This window comes from Betaproteobacteria bacterium, assembly GCA_016791345.1.
In the GTDB taxonomy this organism is placed as follows: Bacteria; Pseudomonadota; Gammaproteobacteria; order Burkholderiales; family JAEUMW01; genus JAEUMW01.
In genome coordinates this window covers 1-25,340 of record JAEUMW010000070.1, presented here as the reverse complement: position 1 = coordinate 25,340, position 25,340 = coordinate 1, and the positions used below count along the sequence as shown (strand labels likewise).

Below are 25,340 nucleotides of genomic sequence, written 5' to 3'. Positions count from 1 at the left end.
GCACCGAAACCCTCCGTCGAAACACTCATGCACGCGGCGCTGCCCGCGCGCTTCGTCGAGCACACGCATGCCGACGCCGTTCTCGCGGTCGCCAACACCGGGAACGGGGAGCGCATTCTCGCCGACCTCTATGGCGATTCCGCGCCTACGGTTGCCTACCGCCACTCGGGCTTCGATCTCGCACGCGCCTGCCTTGAGGTCCACCACCGTCGCGCCGGCGACAGGACGATCGGGCTCGTCCTGCAGTTTCACGGCGTGGTCGCGTTCGCCGACGACGCGCGCGAGTCCTACGAGAACATGATCCGTCTCGCGGCGATGGCGGAGTCGTACCTGGACCGGCGCGGCGCCTGGGCGCTGCCGGCGGCGGCATCGGCCGCGCCGCCGCTCGATCGCCCGGCGGTTGCGCGACTGCGCGCTGCCATCTCGCGCGCCGCCGGCTTCCCGCTCGTGATGCGGGTGATGCGCGATCCGTTCGCGCGGCACTTCGCCCGCCGTGACGACCTCGAAGAACTGTGCGGACATGGACCGGCGACGCCGCAGCACGCGATCTTCGGGCGCCGCGTGCCCCTGCTCGACGCCGACGTGTCTGGCTTCGTCGAGCGCTATCGCGCATACCTGTCGGGAGCGCTTCCCCCGCAGGCGGCCCAGGCCGTCAATCCGAGTCCGCGGATCGCCGTCTTGGGCGATGTCGGCGTCTGCGCCCTGGGTGTCAGCGCCACGCACGCCGGCATCGCAGCGGAGATCTTCCGCCACGACATGGAGATCATGTCGCGCGCCCAGGCGCACGACCGCTACCGCGCGGCACCGGCGGCGCTCATGGCCCGCGCGGAGGTCGAATACGGCGGGTTCGAGGCGCGCGAGCGCGCGCGCGTCGCGACGGATCGGCCGCTCCTCGGTCAGGTAGCCGGCGTGACGGCGGCGGCGCTCGAGTCGGCGCCACGGCGGATCGAGCAGCTCGTGCGTGAAGGCTGTGCGGTGGCCATCGCCGGGCGCGGATCGCTGCCGGGGGTCGATGCCGGCGATGCGGTGCAAACCTTCGCGTCCGCCGATGCCACGCAGGCCGGCTGGGACGCCTTCCTCGACGAGGCGCTGCTCGCTTTCGGCGGACTCGATCTCCTCGTCTGCACCGACGACGAGACGCGCATCGCCGATGACACCGCTCCGCTGCTTGCCGCATCGCCGGTGGGGGGTCGCGTCGAACGCATCGCGTCGCTGCCCCGGACAACGGGTTGAGAGCGGAACCATGTCGCTCAAGGTCGAGACCCTGCGCTGGCGCGACAACGCGCTGGAACTGATCGATCAGCGATCGCTGCCGCTCGATTTCGCCTACGTGCGCTGCACCTCGGCCGCGCAGACCACGGCGGCGATCCGTGACATGGTGGTGCGCGGCGCGCCCGCGATCGGTTGCGCGGCCGCTTATGGCCTCGCGGTCGAGGCGGCACGGCTGCAGCAGCTCGCAGCGGACGATCTCCTCGTCCGGATGCAGGACGCAGCAGAGTTGCTCACCGCGAGCCGTCCCACCGCGGTCAATCTCTCGTGGGCCGTGGCGCGGATGCGGCGCTGCCTGGACGCCGCGGCAGCCGGCGCTCCTGCCTCGCTCGCCGCCGCCTTGCTCACCGAGGCACACGCCATTCGCGACGAGGACATCGCGGCGAACCGCGCACTCGGCGCGCACGGGGCCGCGCTCATCGCGGACGGCGCACGGGTACTCACGCACTGCAACGCTGGCGCGCTCGCCACCGCCGGACACGGCACCGCGCTCGGCGTCATCCGGTCGGCCGTGGCAGCCGGCAAGCGGGTGAGCGTCTTCGTCGACGAGACGCGCCCGTTCCTGCAGGGCGCGCGCCTCACCGCCTGGGAACTGCTCGAGGACGGCATCCCCGCGACCCTGATCGCGGACGTCGCCGCGGGACACCTCATGAGCCGCGGCGAGGTGGACGCGGTCATCGTCGGCACCGACCGGGTTGCCGCCAACGGCGACGTGGCGAACAAGATCGGCACCTATCCGCTGGCGGTGCTCGCCCAGCGCCACGGCATTCCGTTCTATGTCGCCTGCCCGCTTTCGACGCTCGACCTCGCGCTCGCAAGCGGCGCCGGGATCCCGATCGAGGAGCGGCCGGCCGCCGAGGTAACCGGCTTTCGCGAGGTGCGCTGGGCGCCGGAACGGATCGCCGTGCGCAACCCCGCCTTCGACGTCACGCCTGCCGCACTGGTGAGCGCGCTCATCACCGAGCGCGGCGTGATCGACCGGCCGGATACCGCACGCATCCGCGCCTTCGCCGCCTGAAACAAACGGGCCGGACTTTGAGGTCCGGCCCGCAGATCGCTAGCGAACAAACGCGAGATCGGGATCAGAGCACGACGCCGCCGGAGGCTTCGATGGCGACGCCCGTGATGTAGCCGGCTTCGTCGGACGCCAGGAAGGCGAAGGTGTTGGCGATCTCCTCGGGCTTGCCCAGCCGGCGCATCGGGATGCCGGACTCGATCTTCTTGATGACCTCCTCCGGCATCGCCCGCACCATCTCGGTGCCGATGAACCCAGGGCATACGGCTACCGCCCGGATATTGTTCTTGCCGAGTTCCTTGGCCCAGGTCTTCGTCATGCCGATCACGCCGAACTTGGTGGCGGCGTAGTTGGTCTGGCCGAAGTTGCCGTAGATGCCGACCACCGACGAGGTGGTGAGGATCACGCCCGAATTCTGCGCGAGCATGATGTCCGTCACCGCCTTCGTGCAGCGCCAGACGCCCTTCAGGTTGATGTCGATGACGCGATCCCACTGCTCCTCGGTCATCTTCTTCATGGTCGAGTCCATGGTGATGCCAGCATTGTTCACCAGCACGTCGACGCGGCCCCATGCCTTCACCACGGCGTCGACCGCAGCCTTGATGTCGGCGTCCTTGGTCACGTTCACGACGGCACCCATGGCCTGCCCGCCGGCGCCCTTGATCTCATCCACGACGGCATCGACCTCGTTCTGCTTGAGGTCGCAGACCACGACCCTGGCGCCCTCCTGACCGAACTTGAGTGCCGTGGCCTTGCCGATGCCGTTGGCCGCGCCCGTGATGATGGAAACCTTGTCCTTGAGCCGCATTTGTCCGCCTCCTTTGGTTTGAGTGTTGGGAAAGATGGCGATCCGCTCGCGCGGACACACCGGGTGACACTTCGCTTGTTCTGCGGGCCGGCCGCCGGGCCTGATCAGGCCGAATCCGTTGCGTCTTCCGCTGCTTGCTCCGGAACCCGATCCGGTGTGCGTGGTGCGACGATGTCGACCGGGGTACCTGCCGCGACGCGGTCGAAGAGGTCGATGAGATCACTGTTGCGCATGCGTACGCAGCCCTTCGATCCGGGTGCGCCCAAGGGGGTTTCGTCGGGCGTGCCGTGAATATAGATGAAGCGGCGCATGGTATCCACATCACCCAGCCGGTTGAAGCCCGGCTCGCGGCCCGAGAGCCACAGGATGCGCGTCAGGATCCAGTCGCGGCCGGGGAAGCGCGCGCCGAGTTCGGGACTGTAGACCTCTCCGGTCTGCCGACGTTGCACGAACACCGCCCCGGGTGGGGCGCCGGCACCAATCCTCGCGCGGATGACGTGGCGCCCGCGCGGCGTGCAGTAACTCCCGAACTTCTCGCCGACGCCGCGCGCACCCGTCGAGACGGCATAGCGACGCAGCACCTCGCCGCGGTCACCGCGCAGTTCGAGCGTCTGGGACGGGACGTCGATCGTGATCGTCGTCATCGGGCCGTTCAGGCAAGCGCGCGCTTGGCAGCAAAGAAGCGCGTGAGCAGCGCCCCGCACTCCGCCGCCAGGATTCCGCCGGCGACCTGCGTGTGGTGGTTCAGGCGCTCGTTCGCGAAGAGATCGATCACGCTGCCGCAGGCACCGGTCTTGGGGTCGCCGGCGCCGAACACGAGTCGTTCGACGCGCGCATGCAACATCGCGCCTGCGCACATCGCGCACGGCTCAAGCGTGACATACAGCGTGCAGCCGGTGAGCCGATAGTTGCGAAGGTGGGCGGCGGCGGCCCGCAGCGCTCCAATCTCCGCGTGGGCGGTGGGGTCGGCGGATGCAATCGGTTGGTTGAAGCCGCGCCCGACGATTTCGCCGTCGTGCACGACCAGGGCCCCCACCGGCACTTCGCCGCAGCTGGCTCCCTCCGCGGCAAGCGCGAGGGCTTCGCGCATGAAGAAGATGTCCGAATCGAGGAGGGTGTTCATCGCAGCGGCGACAGGGTCGAAGCGCATTGTGCGGACCGGGGCCTGCAGAAGCAAGCCGTGTGTCCGGACGCGGCCTCGATCGTGTCGCGGCCTTAAACCGCGTGCGTCCGTGGCGGAGGTCCCGGGACATGCTCGCAGGCGGCAAAGCGGCTACACTTGCGCGATCATGCAAGCATCCATCATGAATCAAGACGCCGATCCCACGACGGGCGGGTCTGCGGACCTGGCCGACGTGGTGGTCATCGGCGGCGGTCCGGCGGGTTCGACGGCCGCCACGGAACTGGCTGCCCGCGGGCGGCGTGTCGTGCTGCTGGAGAAATCCCGCCATCCCCGTTTTCACATCGGCGAATCCCTCCTGCCGGCCAACCTGCCGATCTTCGCACGCCTCGGCGTGGCCGACTCGGTGCGCAACATCGGCATGCTGAAATGGGGAGCGGAATTCATCTCCTCCGCCGACGGCAGGCAACAGCAGTTCGAGTTCGCGGACACCTGGGACAAGTCGCAGCCATACGCCTATCAGGTACGCCGCTCGGAACTCGACGAGATCCTTTTCCGCAACGCCTCCACCCGCGGCGCCCAGGCCATCGAGGGTTGCCGCGTGCGCCACGTCGAGTTCCTCGAAGGCGGTGCCGGTGTGCGCGTGCACGCCGAACATGAGGATGGTCGTCGCCAGTCCTGGCACGCGAGTCATGTCATCGACGCCTCGGGGCGCGACACCCTCCTCGGCAAGCATTTCGACATCAAGCGCCGCAACCGGCGTCACGCGAGCTCGGCGCTGTACGCGCATTTCACCGGTGCCGTGCGCAATTGCGACCGGCGCGAGGGCAACATCAGCATCTACTGGTTCGACCACGGATGGTTCTGGTTCATCCCGCTACGCGATGGCGTGACCAGCGTGGGTGCGGTGGTGTGGCCCCACTATCTGCAGTCCCGCAAGGTGCCGGTGGCCGATTTCTTCCGCGACACGATCGCGCTCTGTCCCCCGCTCGCCGAACGCCTGCGGCATGCGGAACTGGCCTCGCCGGTCGAGGCGACCGGCAATTACTCGTACTCCTCGCTGCGCAGTCATGGCCCCAACTACCTGATCGCCGGCGATGCCTACGCGTTCATCGATCCCGTGTTTTCGTCGGGGGTGATGCTGGCGATGAACTCCGGTCTGGAGGCGGCGATCACCCTGGACCGCATCCTCACCGCCCCGCACGAGGCCCGCGCCGCGCTGCGCCGCTATGACCGCCTGATGCGGCACGGCCCGAAGGAGTTCTCCTGGTTCATCTATCGCGTCACCAATCCGACCATGCGCGAGCTCTTCCTGGCGCCGCGCAACGTGCTGCGCATGAAGGAAGCGCTGCTGTCGGTGCTGGCGGGCGACATCTTCGGACGCACTCCGATCTGGGCCAGCCTGCGCGCCTTCAAGATCCTCTATTACCTCGACTGTGCGTTTCACCCGCAGCGGTCCCTGCGCGCGTGGCGGCGCCGCGCCTTCAACATCCGATCGGCCGACGTCTAGTACCCGGCAGCAGGCAGATGACCGGACCGGCCGCACTCGTGGTCGAGTACCTGCCGCTCGAACGGCTCCTGCGGCAGTCGTCGTCGTGGTGGCGAGGCGTACTTGGCGTCGTCGGCTTCGGCAGCCCGCCGCCGGACCGGATCCCGGTGCAGGTGCCGGTCGCAGCGAGCATGACGCCTCTCATCGGCGGTGGCGCGGCGGTGTGCGAGGTGTGGCGCGTGGACGCCGCCGGCGCCGCGTCGGGGAACGGACTGCGCGAGCGCGGCTGCGTGCGCTACCGTCAGTGCGAACAGCTGCTGTTCGGCTGTGTCCGCATCAATGAGGCCGCTCTGGCGCGCGAACGGGGTGACTCCCCGGCGCAGGCACTGCGGGCCGCCACCGAACTCGCCTACCGGGACATCTTCTCCGTGCTCGACGAGAGCGGCCACGCGCGCCTCGTCCGCGTCTGGCACTACCTGCCGGACATCAACACCGAGAGCGAGGGCGACGAGCGCTACCGCCACTTCAACGCGGCGCGCCACGCGGCATTCGCCCAGGCGGGGGCGACGGAACACGGCAACATCCCCGCCGCCAGCGCCCTCGGTTCCCGCAGCGGATCCCCCGTCTGCATCTATTTTCTCGCCGCGCGCCACGTTCCGGTCATGATCGAGAATCCGCGGCAGGTGAGCGCCTACCGCTATCCCAGGCAGTACGGCGAGCACAGTCCGCTCTTCTCGCGTGCCTGCATTCTCGCCGCGCCCGCCGGCGCGCACCTGTTCGTGTCGGGCACCGCCAGCATCGTCGGGCACGAGACCGTCCACCGTGGTGACGCCACCGCGCAGACGCGCGAGACCATGAAGAACATCACGGCCCTGCTCGAGGAGGCCAACCGACGCGATCGCCTGCAGCGCTTTGCCATGGACGCGTTGAAGTTCAAGGTCTACGTACGCCACCGGCCCGACCAGCCGGCCATTGCCGGAGAACTCGCCCGCTGGTTGAAGCCGACCACATCCGTGGTCTATCTTGAAGCCGACGTGTGCCGCGCGGACCTGCTGGTGGAAATCGAGGCGAGCGGCCATTCGACGGACGCCTGAAGGACTGGAATCTCGACCGGAAGCACTCGCCCATGCGACGAACCGGGAAAATCCTGCTGGAGTATCTGACGCTGTATGCCTCGCTCGCGATCCTGGGCACCATCAGCCTCATCTGGAATCTGTTCGCGCTGCCGCTCCACCTTGTTTTGCCGGCGACGCTCGGCACCCGCATCGGGCGCCGCGCCATCCAGCTGGGCTATGCCGCGTACGTGCTGACGCTGCAGGCCATGGGCGCCTACAAACTCGACCTTGGCGCCATCGACGCCTTGCGCGGCGAACCGGCGCTCATCCTCGCGCCCAACCACCCGCAGCTCATCGATGCCCTGCTGATACTCACACGCCACCCGAATATCGTGTGCGTAATGAAGTCCGCGCTCATGCGCAATCCCTTCCTCGGTGCCGGCGCACGGCTCGCGCGCTATATCGGCAACGATTCGCCGCGCCAGATGATCAAGGAGGCGGTGCGGCAACTGCAAAGCGGCAGCGTGCTGCTGCTGTTCCCCGAAGGCACGCGCACGCAGCGGCCGCCCATCAATCCGCTCAAGTCGAGCATCGGCGTGATCGCGAAGCACGCGCGGGTTCCCGTGCAGACGCTGCTGGTGGAAACCGATTCTCCCTACCTGGGCAAGGGCTGGCCGCTGTTTCAGCGCCCGACACTGCCGATCACCTACCGCGTGCGGCTCGGCAAGCGCTTCGATCCGCCGGAGGACGCCGCGGCACTCGTCGCCGAACTGCAGCAGTACTTCGCCGCGGAGCTGGCCAACGCGCCGCAGAATCTCTGGCTCAAGCGGCGCGCTCCACCGCGTTCGGAATTCGCGGCAGCACCGGACGCGTGAGCACGCCGAGCACGACCCACCTGGTACTGATCCCCAGCTACAATCCCGGCCCGCTGGTCTACGACACCGTGCGCAACGCCCGTGCCCAGTGGTCTCCGGTGTGGGTCGTCGTCGATGGCAGCACGGATGGCACCACCGAAGAACTCGCGCGCATGGCACGGCATGACTCCGGCCTGTCGGTTCTGATCCAGCCCAGGAATGCCGGCAAGGGTGCCGCCGTTTTCGCCGGCCTCGCCGCCGCGCAGGCAGCGGGCTTCACACATGCCCTCACCATGGATGCCGATGGCCAGCACCCCGCCGAGCGCATCGGCGACTTCATGGCCGCTTCGCGGGAACATCCGGACAGCATGATCCTCGGTGAACCGGTGTTCGATGCGAGTGCGCCGCGGATCCGCGTGCGCGGCCGGCGCGTCTCCAACTTCTGGACCAACCTGGAAACGCTGTGGAGCGGCGTGCACGATTCGCTCTTCGGCTTCAGGGTCTATCCCATCGCGCCGCTCGTGTCGATCATGCGGTCGAGCCGCTGGATGCGACGCTTCGATTTCGACACGGAGGCCGTCGTGCGCATGGTGTGGCACGGGGTCACGCCGCGGAATATGCCGACCGCCGTCCGCTACCTGCGGCCCGAGCAGGGTGGCGTGTCGCATTTCAGGTACGGGCGCGACAACGCCCTGCTGACCTGGATGCACATCCGCCTTTTCGCAGGCTTCCTGCTGCGCCTGCCCGGGCTCCTGGCGCGCCGGTGGAACAGGACTCGGGGCCTATAGTATATTGGCCCGATGTCCGAGAACGCATCGCGAAGGGAGTCGACCGGGCCGCTGGCAGACGCCGCGTTGCTGCACGAAGTCGCGCAGCTCCTGGTCGGGTCACTCAATCTGGAAGTCGACGCTGGCGATATCGATCCGCAGGCGCCGCTGTACGGCGAAGGCCTGGGCCTCGATTCCATCGACATTCTCGAACTGGCGCTGGTGGTCTCCAAGCGTTACGGCGTGCAACTGCGCGCGAACAACAGCGACAACGTGAAGATCTTTGCGTCCCTGCAGGCGCTCTGCGACTACATCGCGGCGCATCGGAGCGAATGAGGCGGATCGACTCGGGAGTGCTCGTGCTGGCGGCAGGCGCCGTCGCCTATGACCTCGCCTGTTACTTCGGCACCGCGCATTCCGTGCCGGTTCTCGCCGCCAGCCTTGCGCTGACGCCGCTGCTTCTCATGCTCACCGGCCTTGCCTGGCGCGTGCGCGGAGCGACCGCCGCCGCAGCCGTCGCCGCCATCGCCGTCGCAGCGATCTCGTTGACGTGGCCCGCGCTGGAACGCAATGCGCCGCTCCTCGTGCTCATCCAGCAGATTGCGATGTGGGGACTGCTCTTCGTCATGTTCGCGCGCACGCTGTGCGCGCACCGCGTGCCGCTGTGCACCGAGTGGGCGGACCGCCTGCACGGGCCGCTCACGCCGGCCGAGCAGCGCTATACGCGACGCGTCACCCTCGCCTGGAGTCTCTTCTTTGCCGGCATGGGCATCGGGGGCGTGCTGCTTTTCGTCATCGCGCCGCTGCGGGTCTGGGCGGCGTTCACCAATCTGTGGGCCCTGCCTCTGGTGGCCGCGATGTTCGTCGGCGAGTACGCCGTGCGCCATCGGGTCCTGCGCAGCACCGCGCATGCCAGCCTGTTCGCCGCCCTGCGCCTGTACGCGGCGCGGCGCTGATCCCCCGGCAACGCGCGGCCACCGTGGGATTCGACTCGCCCGTCCCGCTGATCGGTCACGCGTCCGATTCCACCATCGCCTATCGGCACGGCAAGGCGATCACCGCCGCGCGCTTTCTCGCCGAGCTGCAGCAGGTGGCAGCAATCCTGCCGCCGGGCCGGCACCTGCTCAACGCATGCGCCGATCGCTACCACTTCGCCGTGGGACTGTGCGCCGCGCTCGTCACGGGCAAGGTGAGTCTGCTGCCCTCCACCCACACGCCGGAGGTCATCCGCTGGCTGCGCGAGTTCGCCGCTGACGCGCACTGTCTCACGGACGACCCCGGCTGCACCATCGATCTGCCGCGGCTGGTCTACCCCGCTGTCCTCCGCCCGGCCGTGGGGAACTGGCAAGTGCCCCGGATCGACCCCGGCGGCCTCGCCGCCCTCGTCTTTACCTCGGGCTCCACCGGCGCGCCCGTCCCGCACGCCAAGACCTGGGGCAATCTGCTCCTCTCGGTGTGCGCCGAGGCCGAGCGTCTCGGCATCGATCGCACTCATCTGCCCGCCATCCTCGGCACGGTGCCACCGCAGCACATGTACGGCTTCGAGACCACCGTGCTGATGCCGCTCGCCAGCGGCGCTGCCCTCTGCGCCGAGCGGCCGTTCTATCCGGCGGACATCGCACTCGCGCTGTCCAAGCTGCCACGTCCGCGCGTGCTGGTCACCACGCCCATACACCTGCGCGCCTTGCTCAATTGCGGCGTGACGCTGCCGTCGGTCGACCTGTGCGTATGCGCAACCGCACCCCTGGCCGATGCGCTGGCAGGACAGGCCGAGGCAGCGTTCCAGGCACCGCTCGTCGAAATCTACGGCGCCACCGAGACCGGGCAGATCGCCTCGCGGCTGACCACGCGCGACGCGCGGTGGCACCTCTGGCCCGGGGTGCGGCTGCAACTCGAGGGCGGGCAGGCCTTCGCCGAAGGCGGCCACGTCGAAACGCGCACCGCGCTGAACGACATTCTCGAGCCGATCGGCGAGCACTATTTCCATCTCCACGGCCGCAACACGGATCTGGTCAACATCGCCGGCAAGCGCGGTTCCTTCGGTTATCTCAACCACCAGCTCAACGCCATCGACGGCGTGGTGGACGGTGCCTTCTTTCTGCGCGAGCCGCTGCCGTCCGAAGTCGGCGTGAGCCGGCTCGGCGCGCTGGTGGTCGCCCCCACCCTCGACGCGCCTACCATCCTGCAGGCGCTGCGCTCGCGCATCGACGCCGTCTTCCTGCCGCGTCCCCTGCTGTTCGTCGAGCGACTGCCCCGCAACGCAACCGGCAAACTGTCGCAGGACGCGCTGCAGGCGCTGGCGCGCTCCCTCCTCGAACGCGAGCACGACGGCTGAGCCGCGGCTGTGAAAGTCGTATCCGAGCTGCGGCTCGCCGCAGATCATCCGGCCTATGCCGGTCACTTTCCCGGCAACCCGGTCCTGCCCGGCGTCGTGCTGCTGGACGCGGCCCTGCACTGCGTGGCGACCTCCCGCTGTTATCCGCCGCAGCGCTGGCAGATCCTCTCCGCCAAGTTCCTGCGGGTGGTGCGGCCCGGCGATGTCTTGCACGTCGAGCACGAGGCAGCCGCGGGCGAAACGGTGAAGTGGCGCATCCGCGCCGCGAATGAGATCGTGGCGCGCGGCACCTTCGGCCCGGCATGAAGGCCGCGAACGCCGAGTGGACGCGCCGCCGGGAGCGCGGCAGCGGCGCGCTCCTGCGTGCCATGATCGCCTTGTCGCTGCGCTGCGGACGTCGCCCGACGCGCGTCATCCTGTACGCCATCGCACTGTATTTCTTCCTGTTCGCGCCGCGTGCGCGGCGCAGTTCGCGCGGCTATCTGCGCCGAGCACTCGGCCGCCGTCCTGCTGCACGCGACCGCTTCCGGCAGGTGCTGTACTTCGCCACCACGATTCACGACCGGGTATTCCTGCTCAACGACCGCTTCCACGAATTCGACATCTCGATCGAAGGTGAACCGCTGCTGCGTGAGGCGATACGGGCCGGGCGCGGCGGCGTTCTGCTCGGCGCTCACCTCGGCAGCTTCGAGGTCATGCGCGCGTTGGGGCGGCATCGCGCAGGCCTGGCGGTGGTGATGGCCATGTACGAGGAGAATGCGCGCCAGCTCAATGCGGCGCTGGCGGCCATCTGCCCCGATTCCCCGCCGGAGATCGAGCCGCTGGGTGACATCGGCTCCATGCTGCGCATCGGCGAGCGACTGGACGAGGGCGCTTTCGTCGGCTTTCTGGCCGACCGCACGCTGGCTGAGGAACCGGTGCGACGCGTCCCCTTCCTCGGCGCGCCCGCCGACTTTCCGCTCGGCCCGATGCGCGCCGCCGCCATCCTGCGGCGTCCGGTCATCTTCATGGCGGGGTTGTATCGCGGCGGCAATCGCTACCACCTCGTGTTCGAAGCTGTGGCAGACTTTTCCGCGGTTTCCCGCGCCGAGCGCGATGCCTGCGTGGCAGCGGCCGTCGACCGCTATGTCGGCCTGCTGGAAAAGTACTGCCGCCTCGATCCTTATGACTGGTTCAACTTCTTCGAATTTTGGCCGCCGCAGGCGCACGACGGCTAGTCTCAGCATTCTTCTCGCCGGCCTCGCACTCCGTGTCGCCACCGCACAGGCGGCTGACGCTATCGACGCGCTGATGGCAGAACTCGAACGCACGCCGCATGGACGCGTGAGCTTCACCGAGAGGCACTACACGGCGGTGCTGGACGAGCCCGCGCAATCCTCCGGCGAGCTCGTCTTCGAGCCGCCCGATCTGCTCGTCAAGCGCACGCTCAAGCCGCGCCCCATGACCCTCTCGGCGCAAGGCGACGTGCTTACGGTCGAACAGGGCAGCCGCAAGCACGTGGTGACGCTCGCGGAGTTTCCGCAGGCGGCGCCGTTCATCGACAGCATCCGCGCCACGCTGGCCGGCGATCGCGCGCGACTCGAACGGCACTTCCGCGTCGAGATGTCCGGCACCCTCGAAGGCTGGACGCTGCGGCTCACGCCGCTCGAGGCACCAGACGCGGGCGGTGTCAGGCAGATCGAGATCCGCGGCCGCAGCGGCCGGATCGATCGCATGGACATCCTGCAGGCCGATGGCGACCGCTCCGAGCTGTCGATCGGGCCGGCGGCTCCATGAGCAAAGCTGCCCGCTGGCGGGTGCTCGCGGCGGCAGTGCTGCTGGCCGGCGCGGCGTATGTGGTGCTCCGCGCGCACTACAGCACCGATCTTTCGGCCTTCCTGCCGCGGCATGCGACGCCGGAGCAGGCGCTGCTGGTGGACCAGCTGCGCGACGGACCGCTCTCGCGGGTGCTGCTCATCGCCATCGAAGGCGGCGCACCGGAAGCGCGCGTACGGACTTCGCAGGCGCTGGCGACGGCGCTGCGCGCGGACCCCGTCTTCGCCCGCGTCGACAATGGCACGCCGGCAGACGCAGCGGCCGACCAGCGTTTCCTGTTCGAACACCGCTACGTGCTGAGCCCCGCGGTGACGCGGGAGCGCTTCGAGGTCAGCGGGATCAATGCCGCCGTCGCGGATTCGATCGACGCGCTCACCTCCCCCGCGGGCGCGCTGCTGAAACCGCTGTTCGCCGCCGATCCGACCGGTGAGGTGCTGGCCATCGTCGCCCGGCTGCAGCGCCAAGTGCCGCCGCATCGCGATCGCGGCGTCTGGGTCTCGCCCTCGGGAGAACGCGCCCTGCTGCTGGCGCAGACCGCGGCCGCCGGCGCCGACACCGACGCGCAGGCCCGTGCCATTGCGGAAGTGCGCCGCACCTTCGAAGCGCACGCCGACCCGGGATTGCGCCTGATCGTTTCCGGACCCGGGGTATTCGCCGTGGCCGCACGCGACGGCATCGAGCACGCGGCGAAACGGCTCGCGGTGTTCAGCGCGCTCGCCATCTTCGCCCTGCTGTACGCCACCTATCGCTCGTTCACTGCGCTCGCGCTCGGCCTGCTGCCGGTCGCGTGCGGCGCGCTCGCCGGCATCGCCGCCGTGGCGCTGGGGTTCGGCATGGTGCATGGGGTGACGCTGGGGTTCGGTGCCACGCTCATCGGCGAAGCCGTGGACTACTCGATCTATCTCTTCGTGCAGTCGCGAAGCCGCGGAGCCGATCCCTCGCGCTGGCGTACGGAGCAATGGCCGACGATCCGGCTGGGACTCCTCACCTCGGTCATCGGCTTCGCTTCGCTGCTGCCGTCGGGCTTTCCCGGACTTGCCCAGCTCGGCCTCTACTCCATCGCCGGCCTGCTGTGCGCCGGCTTGTTCACGCGCTTCGTGCTGCCGGACCTGCTGCCGCGGGACTTCGCGGTGCGCGATCTGACCCCGCTCGGCGCGTGGATCGCCACCCACCTGCCGCGCCGCCGCACCGGCTGGGGGATCACCACGCTGCTGTTCGCGGGCGCGCTCGTCGCGCTGGCGGCGCATCGCGCCCCGTTCTGGAACAGCGAACTCATCGCCTTGAGTCCGGTGCCGCTCGCCGCGCAGCGCATCGACGCACAACTGCGGGCCGAACTCGGGGCCGCCGAGCCGGGCGCACTGGTAGCGATCTCCGCTGCTACGCAGGAAGCCGCGTTGCAGTCCGCCGAGCAGGCAGGCCAGGTGCTGGATGCGCTGCAGGCGGCGGCCACCATCGGGGGCTACGACAGTCCGGCGCTGTTCCTGCCCAGTCTTGCCGCACAGCAGGTGCGCCGCGCCGCACTGCCCCCGCCCGATGAACTCCGTGAGCGCACGGGTGCCGCCCTCCAGGGACTGCCGCTGCGCGCAGAGCGGCTCGAACCCTTCTTTCGCGACGTCGAAGCCGCGCGGCACGCCGCGCCCCTGACGCGCGCCTCGCTCGACGGCACCTCGTTCGCCTCTGCGATCGACTCCCTCACCAATCATTCGAACGGTGAATTCCGGATCCTGCTTCCCCTGCACGCGCCGGCGGACCGGGCGCTGGACATACGGGCCGTGCGTGCAGCCTTCGTGCAGCACCCGGTCAGCGGCCTTGCGGTCCTCGATCTCAAGCAGGCCTCGGACGACCTGTACCAGGCCTATCTGCACGAAGCCCTGCGGCTGTCGGCGCTCGGCCTTGCCGGCATCTGCCTCTTGCTCGCCGTCACCCTGAAGAGCGCGCGCCGCCTGCTGCAGGTGCTCGCACCGCTGGTGGTCGCGGTCACCGCGGTGACGGCGCTCCTCGTGCTCGCGGGCAGGCAGTTGACGATCCTGCACTTGGTGGGCATGTTGTTGGTCGTCGCCATCGGCTCCAACTACGCCCTCTTCTTCGTGCGCATGGATTTCCCCGCCACCCTGGCCTCGCTCCTCGTCGCCAACACGACGACGGTGATCGCCTTCGGCACGCTCGCCCTGGCGGACGTTCCCGTGCTCTCTGCGCTGGGCGAGACCGTCGCACCCGGCGCGCTGCTGGCGCTCGTCTGTTCCGCGCTGCTGTGGGGCGGTCTGGAGCGACGGACATGAACTGGCGGCCGGCGCCGTCGATTTCCGCCTCCGCCCTGCTCCACACGGGCGCGGTCGTGCTGGCGGCGAGCCAGCCCTGGAGCTGGCCGTGGGCGCTCGGCGCGGTGGCGGCGAATCACGCCGTGCTCGGCGCCGCCGGGCTGCTGCCGCGCAGCCGTCTGCTCGGCCCGAACTGGGTGCGGCTGCCGGCGCCGGCTGCAGCGCGCCGCGAGGTCGCCCTCACGATCGACGACGGCCCCGATCCCGATGTCACGCCGCGGCTGCTCGATCTGCTGGATGCACTCGACGTGCGTGCGTCGTTCTTCTGCGTGGGCGCGAAGGTCCTCGCGCAGCCGCGGCTCGCACGCGAGATCTGCCGGCGCGGTCACCGCGTCGAGAATCACAGCCAGCATCACCGCTGGTATTTTCCGCTGCTCGGCCCGCGCCGCATGGAACGCGAGGTGCGCATGGCACAGGACGCGACCGCGCAGACCACCGGCAGCCTGCCGCGCTTCTTCCGCGCCCCTGCCGGTCTGCGCAATCCGTTTCTCGACTACGTGCTCGCCAAGCTCGACCTGCAACTCGCCAGCTGGACGCGGCGCGGCTTCGATACGCAAAGCGGCGACGTGCCGCTAGTGCACCGGCTGCTCGCGCGCGGGCTCGCCGCCGGCGACATCCTGCTGCTGCACGATGGCCACACGGCACTCACGCCCGCCGGTGCACCGGTCGCGCTCGAGGTACTGCCGCTCCTGATGGCCGACATCCGGCGCGCCGACCTGCGTCCGGTGACGCTTGTCCAATCGGCCGCATGAACGCACCGCACCCGGTAACCGACGCGCAGGCCGTCCGCGCACGGATGTGCGCACGCGCCAGCGCCTGTTTCCGCAAGGCCGACCGCTTCGCCTTTCACTTTGCGCGCCACAAGCTCGCCGCCGACCCGCTCTTCACGGACGTGCTGCTGTCGGGGGCGCTGCGCGGACGCCGCCAGCTGGTCGACCTCGGCTGCGGTCAGGGACTGCTCAGCGCCTGGTTGCTCGCCGCGCAGTCACAGCGGGCGGAGGGTCCGTGGCCGGCGGGCTGGCCGGAACCGCCCGCGTTCGAGCGCACCCGCGGAGTCGATCTGCGCGCGGCGAGCATCCGCCGTGCGCGTGCCGCACTGGGCGACCACGCGGATTTCCAGGTGCAGGACATGCGCGCCGCGGACTTGAACGGTGCCGATGCCGTGGTCATCCTCGACGTGCTGCATTTCATCGACTACGCGGAACAGCAGCTGCTGCTCGAACGCATCCGCAGGAGCCTGCCGGCGGGCGGCGTGCTAGTCCTGCGGATCGCCAACGCCGGGGCTGCGTTGTCCTATCATCTGGCGCGGTTGATCGACCGCATGAACGACCTCGTGCGCGACCGCCGCGTGTTTCGATTCTCCTGCCGCAGTGCGCAGGAGTGGCTGCAGCTGCTGCGCCACTGCGGGTTCGACGCCCGAGCGCTGCCACGCAGCAGCGGCAGCTCGTTCGCCAACACCCTGCTGATCGCGCGCGCGCCATGACTCCGGTATTCGCGACCTGCCACACCGCCGTGAGCTGCCTCGGTGCCGGGCTCGCCGCCACCCGCGCGGCACTGCTCGCCGAGCGGTCGGGACTGGCGCCCTGCCGCTTCGACACCGTCGATCTCGACACGTACGTGGGAGAAGTCGCCGGAGTGGACGAAGTCGCACTGCCGGCAGCACTTGCCCGCTTCGAGTGTCGCAACAACCGGCTCGCGCTGCTGGCGCTGCGTCAGGACGGCCTGGAAGCGGCGGTGCAGGCGTGCATCGACCGTTACGGCGCGGCGCGTGTCGCGGTCTTCATCGGCACCAGCACCTCCGGCATCCTGCAGACCGAGATCGCCTACCGTCACCGCGGGGCCGACGGCGCGCTGCCCGCGGATTTTCTCTACGCGACGACGCACAACTCCTTCTCCGTGGTGGATTTCACGCGGCAGTACCTGGGGATCGCCGGTCCTGCCGCCGCCGTCTCCTGCGCCTGTGCGTCGAGTGCCAAGGTATTCGCGCAGGCGGCGCGCATGCTGGCTTGCGGCCTGATCGATGCCGCGCTGGTGGGCGGCGTGGATTCGCTTTGCCTCACCACGCTGTATGGCTTCCACTCCCTGCAGCTTACGTCCTCGCGCCCGTGCCGCCCCTTCGACGCGGCGCGCGACGGCCTGTCCATCGGCGAGGCGGCCGCCTTCGTCCTGCTCGAACGCGAGCCACGCGACGGGGATGCCGCGCTGGCGCTGCTCGGCACGGGCGAAAGCAGCGATGCGCACCACATGTCCGCGCCGCATCCCGCAGGACTCGGTGCCCGGCTGGCGATGCAGGAAGCCCTGCAAGCGGCGGGGCTCACGCCGGAGCGCATCGATTACGTCAATCTGCACGGCACGGGCACGCCCGGCAACGACAAGGCCGAGAGCAAGGCTGTCAACGCCCTCTTCGACGCGGCAACGCCGTGCAGTTCGACCAAGGCGGCAACCGGCCATGCGCTCGGCGCCGCCGGCGCACTCGAAGCGGTGATCAGCCTGATCGCGCTGGAAGCGGGCGTCGTTCCGGCCGGTCTCAACGTGCAGGAGATCGAACCGGAGTTGCAGCTCGCCTACGCGACCCGATACCAGGAGAGGCCGCTCTCGCACGTGCTCAGCAATTCCTTCGGTTTCGGCGGCGCCAATTGCAGCCTGGTCTTCGGGCGCGCCGCATGATGCGCGCTCGGGTACGCGGCATCGGCGTGCGCGGTCCGGGCTTGAATGGCTGGCCGGAGTGCGCTGCGATCCTGCGCGGTGCGGCCGGTTATACGCCGGCGCCGACCGTGCTCACGCCGCCGCAACTGCTGCCGCCGGCGGAACGCCGGCGCAGCACCGCCTCGGTCAAGCTCGCGCTCACCTGCGGCTGGGAAGCGGTGCAGGCGGCGCGGGTCGACCCGGCGCAACTGCCCAGCGTGTTCTGCTCGTCGGGGTCGGACGGTCGCGTCTGTCACGAGATCTGCGAGTCCCTCGCCGGCCCGCGGGAGGTTTCTCCCACGCACTTTCACAACTCCGTGCACAACGCCCCGGCCGGCTACTGGAGCATCGCCACGGGTGCCATGCGCGCGGGCAACGTGCTCTGCGCATACGACGCGAGCTTCGCAGCCGGTCTGCTCGAAGCCCTCGTGCAATGCGTCACCGGCGCCGAGCCGGTGCTGCTGGTGAGCTACGACACGCCGTATCCGTCGCCGCTGCACGAGAAGCGGCCCCTCGCGGATGCGTTCGGCGTCGCCCTCGTGCTGGCGCCGGACCACGTCGATGCGGATGGCATGTGCATTCGCGTGGAGTTGCGGGAGGCGGCGCCGAGCCGCATGCGCGCCGCCGCGCTCGACGCGTTGCGCGAGAACGTTCCGGCGGCACGCGCGCTATCACTGCTCGAACGCCTGGCGCTCGGCGAGACCGGCGGGATCGTCCTGCCCTACCTTGCGCCACGCCACCTGGCCGTGACGATCGACGCATGAGACGGAACCGCGCGTGGATCGCCAGCCACATTCCACACCAGGGCGAGATGTGTCTGATCGATGAGGTCGTCGAATGGGATGCGCACAGCATCGTCTGCCGCACGCTCACGCATCGCGACCCGTCCAATCCACTGCGCTCGCGCGACCGCCTGCCGGCGGTGAGCGGCATCGAATACGCAGCGCAATCCATGGCGATCCACGGCGCACTGCTCTCCGCTGCCGCGACGCCGCCGGGATATCTGGCCTCGGTGCGCGGCGTGCGCCTGCTGGTGGACCGTCTGGACGATCTGCCCGGCGATGTCCTCGTCTGCGCTCGCCGGGTCAGCGGGGATGCTGTTACCATTCTGTACGAGTTCGATTTGCGCAGCAGCGAGCGGGCGCTGATGTCGGGGCGCGCCGCCGTCGTGCTCGACGCCGCGCAGTTCGCCAATCCGGTTACCTGATCCTCATGCAATCTCCAGCGACCCGGCGCGCACTGGTCACCGGTGGCAGCGGCGGTATCGGCGCGGCGATCTGCCGACGTCTGGCCGCTGCCGGCCATCACGTCTACGTGCACGCCAACACCCGACCGGAATCTGCAGCGGCAATCGTGCAGGAGATCGTCGCCGGCGGCGGCAGTGCGGCGCCGCTGTGCTTCGACGTGACGGATGCGACTGCCGTCAGGAGCGCGCTCGATGCGATACTCGAAGCGGGCCCCGTGCAGATCATCGTCAACAACGCAGGCATCCACGCCGATGCCGTGCTCGCCGGCATGAGCGACGAGCAATGGCACTCGGTGATCGACGTGTCGCTGGACGGTTTCTATCACGTCACCCAGGCGCTGCTGCTGCCGATGATCCGCACGCGCTGGGGCCGCATCATCAACTGTTCGTCGGTGAGCGCGCTGATCGGCAATCGTGGTCAGGTCAATTACGCTGCGGCCAAGGGGGCGCTCAATTCGGCGACGAAGGCGCTGGCGCAGGAGCTGGCGAGCCGAGGCATCACCGTGAACGCGGTGGCGCCGGGCATCATCGACACGCCGATGAGCGCACCCGCCTTCGATGCCGAACGCATCGCGCAGCTCGTGCCCATGCAGCGCGCCGGCACCCCCGATGAGGTCGCGGCGCTGATACAGTTCCTGAGTTCCGAGGATGCCGGCTACATCACCGGCCAGATCATCGCCGTGAGCGGAGGCATTGCATGACCGATACACTCTCCGCCGTCGCCACTACGGCGGTACACCGCCAGGAATCGCTGCTGTTCGCGACGCTGCTCGAACTCACCATCATCGTGCTGGCCGGTCGTGTAGGTGGAATCCTCGCGCGCCGCGTCGGCCAGGCAGCCGCCGTCGGCGAGATCGTCATGGGCATTCTGCTCGGCCCGTCGCTCTTCGGATTGCTGGCGCCGCAGTCCTTCGCGTTCGTGTTCCGCTCGGCATCGCCGGAACCCCTGCAGATCCTGTCGAGCCTGGGGCTGGTGCTGCTCATGTTCCAGATCGGCCTCGAATTCGACTTCGAGCATCTGGCGGAGCGACTGAATCGCAAGGCCGTGTTGTCGGTCTCGCTGTCGTGCCTCGTCGCGCCGTTTGCCCTTGGCCTCGCGCTCGGCTACGCCGCGGCGCCGGTGCTCTCGCCGCAGGCAGATCGTTTCAACTCGGCGCTCTTCGTCGCGACGGCGTTCTCGATCACGGCGCTGCCCATCCTTGGCCGCATCATGCTTGAGTTCGACCTGACGCGCACGCCGCTGGGCGTGATCGCCATCAGCGCCGCAGCCATCAACGACGTCATCGGCTGGCTGCTGCTGGCGCTCGTCACCGCGCTCGCGGCCTCGCAATGGGACGGCACGCTGTTCGCTGCACGCGTCGGCGCCGTGGCGCTCTTCGTCTGCGCGTCGACCTGGCTGGTGCGACCGCTGCTCAAGCGTGCGGTGCGCGCAATGCCGCCGCGCCACGGGCGCCTGCCGCCGAACCTGCTGGGACTCATGCTGGCCGTCATCTTCACCGCCGCCATGGCCACCTACGGCGTCGGCATCTTCGCCATCTTCGGCGCATTCATGATGGGCGTGCTGCTGTTCGACGAGACCGAGTTCGTCCACGCCTGGCGCGAGCGCATCGGCGACTTTGTCAACGTGTTCTTCCTGCCCATCTTCTTCACGTATACCGGACTGCTCACGTCCATCGGCTCGCTCGACTCGCTCGCAAGCTGGGGATGGTGCGCCGCCACCGTGCTGCTCGCGACGGTGGGCAAGCTCGGCGCGGCTTACCTGGCCGCCAGATTCTCCGGTTTCAACCACGCCGAATCGTCGATCCTCGGCTTCATGATGAATACCCGCGCGCTGATGGAACTGGTGGTGATCAACGTCGGCTACCAACTTGGCGTGATCTCCCAGCCCATGTTCACCATCCTGGTGATCATGGCCATCTTCAGCACCGTGCTCACCACGCCGGCGCTGCGACACTTCCTCCCGCGTTCGCGCCCGGCAACGGTCAGTGCGGCGGCGGCTGGGGAGGCCGCTTGAGCGCGGATATCACCTGTTTCTGCCGGCCGTAATGAATAGACCCCAACCAGATCGCACTTACGGCAGCGTGGAACTGTTGTTCCACCACCTCACTTCGAGAAGGTTGCGATAGCCGGATTGCTGCTCCAGTTCATCGTGAAGCGGGAGAATGGTGTGATGGAAAACCAGAACGTCGATAAACCGAATCTAGACGGGCTACCTGCCACGAACGCACTGGACACTATAGGCGACTTGGTAGATCTGGCTTGCGATACCGACAATCTGGACCTCGTCGAACACGCACTTGAACTTGCGCACCAACTGGAAGCCTGCGGTTTAAGAGATGAGCACCGGACGTTACTCGACTACTTTCGCGCCAATGCATGGGCATGCCGATACCAGCGACGTTACCGAGAACGCGACAGATTGTGGGATTTCGAGCAACCCGAGATCCAACAGCAGATACTCTTGCTGCGTCGTGCGGCGCAAGGCCCTGGTTTTGCCGCGATTGAACCGACTCGGCAATGCCAGATTCTGACCAATCTCGGTAATCAGTTTGATACAGTCGGCCGTTTCGTTGACGCCCGCGCATGCTGGAGTTCAGCGCTAGCCATTGACCCCAAGTTCTGGATGGCACGGGCGAATCGGGGTGGCGGGCTTATGTTCTACGCGTCGGCACTCTATGACGCAGGACATGAAGGTGTGTTCGCTCTTCGAGCTCACGATGACCTAGCCGAAGCTGCACAAACACACGGGTCTTTAGACGATCGCGGCTTGCGGGAAGTGTTTGAGCAACGGGCCGAGCAAATTGCTCAGCGCTACGACCTAGACGCTATCCGTAAGTCATACGAGCCGATGGCTTGGCCATTTGGCCAAGGGCAAACGGAACAGGTTTATCGACGTTGGTGCTTGAAGCACACGCTGTTTCTCAATCCGTTGAACGATGTCGATCCTGCACCGATCGCCGCCCAAGACATCCTGAGCCTGCCGAGTTTCGTGCTGCCGGCGGGCGAACCGCCGATCGTTACCGGGATGTTCAACGAACTCAAGCAGTTGTTCGCCTCAGCGCGGTGGTTGTTGTGGGAAGCGATGCACTCGGAAGAAATGCACTTCTCAGATCGCGGTGTATTGCTGTTCAACACGCTCGACTATCCATCGTATGGACTCTCAGTCGAGAAGGCGAAAACGGCCTTTCGGCTGGGTTATTCGATCTTCGACAAGATCGCGTACTTCCTTAATTTCTACCTCGGTTTGCGTGTCGCCGAACGCCAAATCAGCTTTAGGACGATCTGGCGCGAGAAGGAGGGTGGGCCCTTGCGCGTTCCTATCGCCAAGTCAGAAAACTGGCCGCTTCGTGGCTTGTACTGGCTCAGTAAAGATCTCTTCGAAAAGGACGTGAAGGGTACGACAGAACCCGACGCTCGTGCCTTGGCCGAACTTCGAAACCACCTTGAGCACAAATACGTAAAGGTGCACATGACATCCGTTCCTGCGGGTGGCTCCCTATTCCACGACAATTTGGCCTACCGCATTACGCGCTCAGACTTGGAGACCAAGACATTGCGGCTCCTGCAACTGGCCCGGTCAGCGCTTGTGTACCTATCCCTCGCCATGCATCAAGAAGAGCGCCAACGTGCCAAGAGACGGAACGGACTGAGCGCACCAATTCCACTTGATGTGTGGCGGGACGAGTGGAAACGGTGACCTGCCTAGGTGATTTTTAGTAAGTACTCGAATGAACGTCAGATCCTGCCTGAGGACTCTTGTACAGCGTGGCTTTCGCCATCCTTTCTAGCTAGATCATTGAGTTATGGAGTCGTTCGGCTCCCCCAAAGGTCCGGGTTTCATTCCCACTCGATCGTCAACAGCTTATGCAAGCCGTTGATTCGCTTGGGCAACGCGTCGAACCGCGTTGGTTTTACCGTCAGATGTACCGCCACTTCGAGTGGGATCCCCTCGCGCAGCTTTCACCATCGATCGACATCTATCGAGAACCGTCGGCGCGTCCATGATGGCCTGCTTTCGAGATCTATCGACTTCTATCGAGTCCCAGGACCGTCGGTGATCGTATCGACGCGCGTTCATCTCGGTCAAGGGACACGACCAAGACGGGCCGGCATCAAACGCCATAGGCTGTTGTCCCGACTCACTTCTCAGCCTGTTTTTTTACCGTCAGGTGCATCAATCAAGGCGCGTTCGGATGTATCGATCGAGGCATGACCTGCATGACGGTCTGCGCTTCGGCAATCCGATAGCCCATCGTACGGTAGCCGCGCTGGCGCTTGTCCCACATTCGCAGTAGAGCCGGGTGCCCGGCATCCACGAAGTCGATGATCCGAACGCTGGCCTTGTCGGCGTGCTCTCGATGCAACCGGCCAGCATACTGCTGCAACGTTCCCTTCCACGAGATGGGCATCGCCAGGACCAGGGTATCGAGGGGCGGATGGTCGAATCCTTCGCCGATTAGCTTGCCGGTGGCGAGCAGAATACGCGGCGCATCGGGTGGCAGCGCATCGAGTTCTGCGATGAGCGTGGCGCGCTGTTTCCTGGACATCCGTCCGTGAAGAACGAAACGTGGCGGGGCCTCTGCACCCAACGCCACTTGGATGGCGTCGAGGTGCTCGGTGCGCTCGGTTAGGACCAGCACCTTGCGGCCCTGATCGAACGCATTCCTGATTTCTGCGGCGATTGCCGCTGTCCGCGCCCGATCGTTCGCGAGGTGCCGAAACACCTCCTGAATCCCAGACTGCGGCGACAGATCGATTCGAGCAAAGCATGATCGAGGCAGCACCTCCAGGTCGTGGAGGACGTCGAGAGGTCGCGCCGCCGTGTGCCGGATCGGTCCACACTGCATGAAGATGATCGGCTGCTGACCATCACGCCGGATCGGCGTGGCGGTCAGGCCGAGCACGTACCTGGCCTTGCATCGCTTCAGGATGGCGTCGAAAGACACCGCGCCGACGTGATGGCACTCGTCCACGATGACGTGGCCGTAGTTCTCGACGAGGGTATTGACCTCGCCTTTGCGGGACAGCGACTGCATCACCGCGATGTCGATCTTGCCGGTGGGCTTTGCCTTGCCGCCGCCGATGGTCCCGACCACATCCCCGCACACACCAAGAAACGTCTGCAATCTCTCCTGCCACTGCTTGAGCAGTTCGGTTCGATGCACCAGCACCAGGGTGTTTACGCCACGGCGCGCGATCATCGCGGCAGCGGTGACGGTCTTGCCGAATGCGGTTGGGGCGCACAGCACGCCCACGTCGTAATGGAGCATCGCGGCAGCAGCCGCCTCCTGATCAGCTCGAAGCGTCCCGACGAAACGGGCATCAATCGGCTCGCCGGCGTTGCGTTCGTCCCTCAGATCACAGCGGATTGAGGTTTCACGCAGCAAGTCCTGCGCGGCATCGAGGCAGCCGCGCGGCAGTGCAATGTGACGGGGATAGTTCTCGGCGCAACCGATCACCCGCGGCTTGTCCCACACCGACAGCCGCATGGCCTGTGCCCGGTAGAATTCCGGGTTCTGAAACGCCGCGAGGCGAATCAGGCGGTTGGCCAATGGCTGAGGGAGCTCGGCCTTCTCGAAGTAGACGAGGTTCGCCAAGGTCACGGTGAGTGACTTCGGCATCGCGCCCGGGATCTTCGCAGGCGGTGACGAAGTGCGCTTCCACGGCGTCGCCAGATCCTCATCGTCGACAAAGGTCACGTCGAGGGGATGCACGCCGCCTGTGGCCCGAACGATCGTCGGCTCGATGTCGTGCGGCGACAGCGGCTGGATCGACGCCAGGAACTCCCACTGGTCCAGGTGTGGTCGCAGGTCGGAGTCGACAAACACAGTGAAGCCGCTCTCCCGAGGCTTCTTCTGCAGCGGCAGGGCGATCAGATTGCCGAAGCCGCCCTTGGGCATGGTGTCCTGATTGGGAAACAGTCGGTCGTAAGACGAGAGTTCCAGTTGCCGCGTGCGCGCGCAGGTCTGACTGATGATGGCCGTGCCCAACCGACGGGCGTCCCGGGCCGATGCGCGATTTGCGAAGAAGATCCAGGCGTGCGCCCCGTTTCCCGAGCGAGAAGTCTCGACCGCAACCGGAACGCCGAGATCGGCGCACGAACCGGCGAAGGCTCGAACATCCTCTCTCCACTCGGCTTTGTCGAAATCGATCGCGAGGAAGTAACAGCTGTCGTCCTCCAGCAGCGGGTAAACACCGATCGTCTGGTCACCGACCAAGTGGGCGTAGATGGCAGCGTCCGAAAGCGGGATCAATGAGCGATTCGGGCAGTCTCCGCACTTGATTCGTGGCTTCTCGCAAACTCCGGCGCGCCACTCGTTCGCGCAGGCAGGTGCGTAACCCGACTTGCCAGTCGTCCTGCTCTCCCAGCGCACAGGGTAGACATCCGTGCGACCCTGAAACCGCCGGCGAAAGAGTGCCACTTTCGCCTCGGTGGAGAACCGCGACGATTCGGGTTGCGGAGGAGACGTTTTGGGTTCAGGCGTCGGACGCCACTCGATCCCGTTTGCCTCCAGGAGCGCAATCAGTCGCTCGTTCTCCGCCTGCAGCACGGCCAAGGAGTCG

The 25,340-nt window shown here is 67.3% G+C and carries 25 protein-coding genes; 21 read left to right on the top strand and 4 right to left on the bottom strand.

Features of this window, described 5'->3' with window-relative positions; genetic code table 11:
* Positions 1 to 1,233, top strand: a 1,233-nt coding sequence (locus JNK68_02805) for a class II aldolase/adducin family protein (GenBank protein MBL8539282.1), incomplete at its 5' end; no start/stop codon positions are given.
* A gap of 10 nt (positions 1,234 to 1,243) precedes the next feature.
* Positions 1,244 to 2,287 carry an S-methyl-5-thioribose-1-phosphate isomerase gene (gene mtnA / locus JNK68_02800; GenBank protein MBL8539281.1) on the top strand — a complete coding sequence of 348 codons (1,044 nt, stop codon included), beginning with the start codon at positions 1,244 to 1,246 and terminating at the stop codon, positions 2,285 to 2,287.
* A 64-nt stretch (positions 2,288 to 2,351) separates the two neighbouring features.
* Here mtnA and JNK68_02795 read toward each other — a convergent pair whose 3' ends face one another.
* From JNK68_02795 to tadA, 3 genes are all read right to left on the bottom strand, one after another.
* On the bottom strand, positions 2,352 to 3,092 hold the full coding sequence (locus tag JNK68_02795; protein ID MBL8539280.1) for a beta-ketoacyl-ACP reductase: 741 nt from the start codon (positions 3,090 to 3,092) through the stop codon (positions 2,352 to 2,354).
* A gap of 104 nt (positions 3,093 to 3,196) precedes the next feature.
* Positions 3,197 to 3,736, bottom strand: a complete 540-nt coding sequence (locus tag JNK68_02790) for a L,D-transpeptidase (protein ID MBL8539279.1) — start codon at positions 3,734 to 3,736, stop codon at positions 3,197 to 3,199.
* A gap of 8 nt (positions 3,737 to 3,744) precedes the next feature.
* The gene (gene tadA, locus JNK68_02785) at positions 3,745 to 4,215 is read right to left on the bottom strand and encodes a tRNA adenosine(34) deaminase TadA (protein ID MBL8539278.1); all 471 of its coding nucleotides are present in this window, start codon (positions 4,213 to 4,215) and stop codon (positions 3,745 to 3,747) included.
* Between the two features lie 181 nt (positions 4,216 to 4,396).
* Between tadA and JNK68_02780 the strand changes: the two genes are divergently transcribed.
* The 19 genes from JNK68_02780 to JNK68_02690 all read left to right on the top strand — a co-directional run bounded on the left by JNK68_02780 (position 4,397) and on the right by JNK68_02690 (position 22,473).
* Positions 4,397 to 5,722 (top strand): FAD-dependent oxidoreductase, encoded by a 1,326-nt coding sequence (locus JNK68_02780; protein MBL8539277.1) that lies wholly within the window; start codon positions 4,397 to 4,399, stop codon positions 5,720 to 5,722.
* A 170-nt stretch (positions 5,723 to 5,892) separates the two neighbouring features.
* Positions 5,893 to 6,795, top strand: a complete 903-nt coding sequence (locus JNK68_02775) for a hypothetical protein (GenBank protein ID MBL8539276.1) — start codon at positions 5,893 to 5,895, stop codon at positions 6,793 to 6,795.
* Positions 6,796 to 6,827: 32 nt separating this feature from the next.
* Positions 6,828 to 7,631 carry a 1-acyl-sn-glycerol-3-phosphate acyltransferase gene (locus JNK68_02770; protein ID MBL8539275.1) on the top strand — a complete coding sequence of 268 codons (804 nt, stop codon included), beginning with the start codon at positions 6,828 to 6,830 and terminating at the stop codon, positions 7,629 to 7,631.
* Positions 7,628 to 8,398, top strand: a complete 771-nt coding sequence (locus tag JNK68_02765) for a glycosyltransferase family 2 protein (protein ID MBL8539274.1) — start codon at positions 7,628 to 7,630, stop codon at positions 8,396 to 8,398. Before JNK68_02770 ends, JNK68_02765 begins: the two co-directional genes overlap by 4 nt.
* Before the next feature lie 12 nt (positions 8,399 to 8,410).
* Positions 8,411 to 8,713: an acyl carrier protein gene (locus JNK68_02760; GenBank protein ID MBL8539273.1), complete on the top strand. Its 303-nt coding sequence runs from the start codon at positions 8,411 to 8,413 to the stop codon at positions 8,711 to 8,713.
* Positions 8,710 to 9,333 carry a hypothetical protein gene (locus JNK68_02755; GenBank protein ID MBL8539272.1) on the top strand — a complete coding sequence of 208 codons (624 nt, stop codon included), beginning with the start codon at positions 8,710 to 8,712 and terminating at the stop codon, positions 9,331 to 9,333. Before JNK68_02760 ends, JNK68_02755 begins: the two co-directional genes overlap by 4 nt.
* A gap of 23 nt (positions 9,334 to 9,356) precedes the next feature.
* Positions 9,357 to 10,712, top strand: a complete 1,356-nt coding sequence (locus JNK68_02750) for an acyl-CoA synthetase (GenBank protein MBL8539271.1) — start codon at positions 9,357 to 9,359, stop codon at positions 10,710 to 10,712.
* 9 nt (positions 10,713 to 10,721) lie between these two features.
* On the top strand, positions 10,722 to 11,018 hold the full coding sequence (locus tag JNK68_02745) for a beta-hydroxyacyl-ACP dehydratase (protein MBL8539270.1): 297 nt from the start codon (positions 10,722 to 10,724) through the stop codon (positions 11,016 to 11,018).
* Positions 11,015 to 11,929 (top strand): acyl-CoA synthetase, encoded by a 915-nt coding sequence (locus JNK68_02740; protein ID MBL8539269.1) that lies wholly within the window; start codon positions 11,015 to 11,017, stop codon positions 11,927 to 11,929. Before JNK68_02745 ends, JNK68_02740 begins: the two co-directional genes overlap by 4 nt.
* A 73-nt stretch (positions 11,930 to 12,002) precedes the next feature.
* Entirely contained in the window at positions 12,003 to 12,488 is a 486-nt protein-coding gene (locus tag JNK68_02735) for an outer membrane lipoprotein carrier protein LolA (GenBank protein ID MBL8539268.1), read from the top strand.
* Entirely contained in the window at positions 12,485 to 14,806 is a 2,322-nt protein-coding gene (locus JNK68_02730) for an MMPL family transporter (protein MBL8539267.1), read from the top strand. Before JNK68_02735 ends, JNK68_02730 begins: the two co-directional genes overlap by 4 nt.
* Positions 14,803 to 15,597, top strand: coding sequence for a polysaccharide deacetylase family protein (locus JNK68_02725; GenBank protein MBL8539266.1), 795 nt, complete (start codon positions 14,803 to 14,805; stop codon positions 15,595 to 15,597). The genes JNK68_02730 and JNK68_02725 overlap by 4 nt, the downstream gene beginning before the upstream one ends.
* Positions 15,594 to 16,328, top strand: coding sequence for a class I SAM-dependent methyltransferase (locus tag JNK68_02720; protein ID MBL8539265.1), 735 nt, complete (start codon positions 15,594 to 15,596; stop codon positions 16,326 to 16,328). The genes JNK68_02725 and JNK68_02720 overlap by 4 nt, the downstream gene beginning before the upstream one ends.
* Positions 16,325 to 17,512, top strand: coding sequence for a beta-ketoacyl-ACP synthase (locus tag JNK68_02715; GenBank protein MBL8539264.1), 1,188 nt, complete (start codon positions 16,325 to 16,327; stop codon positions 17,510 to 17,512). The genes JNK68_02720 and JNK68_02715 overlap by 4 nt, the downstream gene beginning before the upstream one ends.
* Complete coding sequence (locus tag JNK68_02710; protein ID MBL8539263.1) at positions 17,509 to 18,294, top strand: beta-ketoacyl synthase chain length factor; 786 nt, start codon at positions 17,509 to 17,511, stop codon at positions 18,292 to 18,294. The genes JNK68_02715 and JNK68_02710 overlap by 4 nt, the downstream gene beginning before the upstream one ends.
* Positions 18,291 to 18,737, top strand: coding sequence for a 3-hydroxylacyl-ACP dehydratase (locus JNK68_02705; protein ID MBL8539262.1), 447 nt, complete (start codon positions 18,291 to 18,293; stop codon positions 18,735 to 18,737). The genes JNK68_02710 and JNK68_02705 overlap by 4 nt, the downstream gene beginning before the upstream one ends.
* A 5-nt stretch (positions 18,738 to 18,742) precedes the next feature.
* Positions 18,743 to 19,477 (top strand): 3-oxoacyl-ACP reductase FabG, encoded by a 735-nt coding sequence (gene fabG, locus JNK68_02700; GenBank protein MBL8539261.1) that lies wholly within the window; start codon positions 18,743 to 18,745, stop codon positions 19,475 to 19,477.
* Positions 19,474 to 20,790: a cation:proton antiporter gene (locus JNK68_02695; protein MBL8539260.1), complete on the top strand. Its 1,317-nt coding sequence runs from the start codon at positions 19,474 to 19,476 to the stop codon at positions 20,788 to 20,790. Before fabG ends, JNK68_02695 begins: the two co-directional genes overlap by 4 nt.
* A 117-nt stretch (positions 20,791 to 20,907) precedes the next feature.
* Entirely contained in the window at positions 20,908 to 22,473 is a 1,566-nt protein-coding gene (locus JNK68_02690; GenBank protein ID MBL8539259.1) for a hypothetical protein, read from the top strand.
* Positions 22,474 to 22,954: 481 nt separating this feature from the next.
* Here the strand turns inward: JNK68_02690 and JNK68_02685 are convergent, their stop codons facing one another.
* On the bottom strand, positions 22,955 to 25,333 hold the full coding sequence (locus tag JNK68_02685; GenBank protein MBL8539258.1) for a DEAD/DEAH box helicase family protein: 2,379 nt from the start codon (positions 25,331 to 25,333) through the stop codon (positions 22,955 to 22,957).
* Between the last annotated feature and the right edge of the window lie 7 nt (positions 25,334 to 25,340).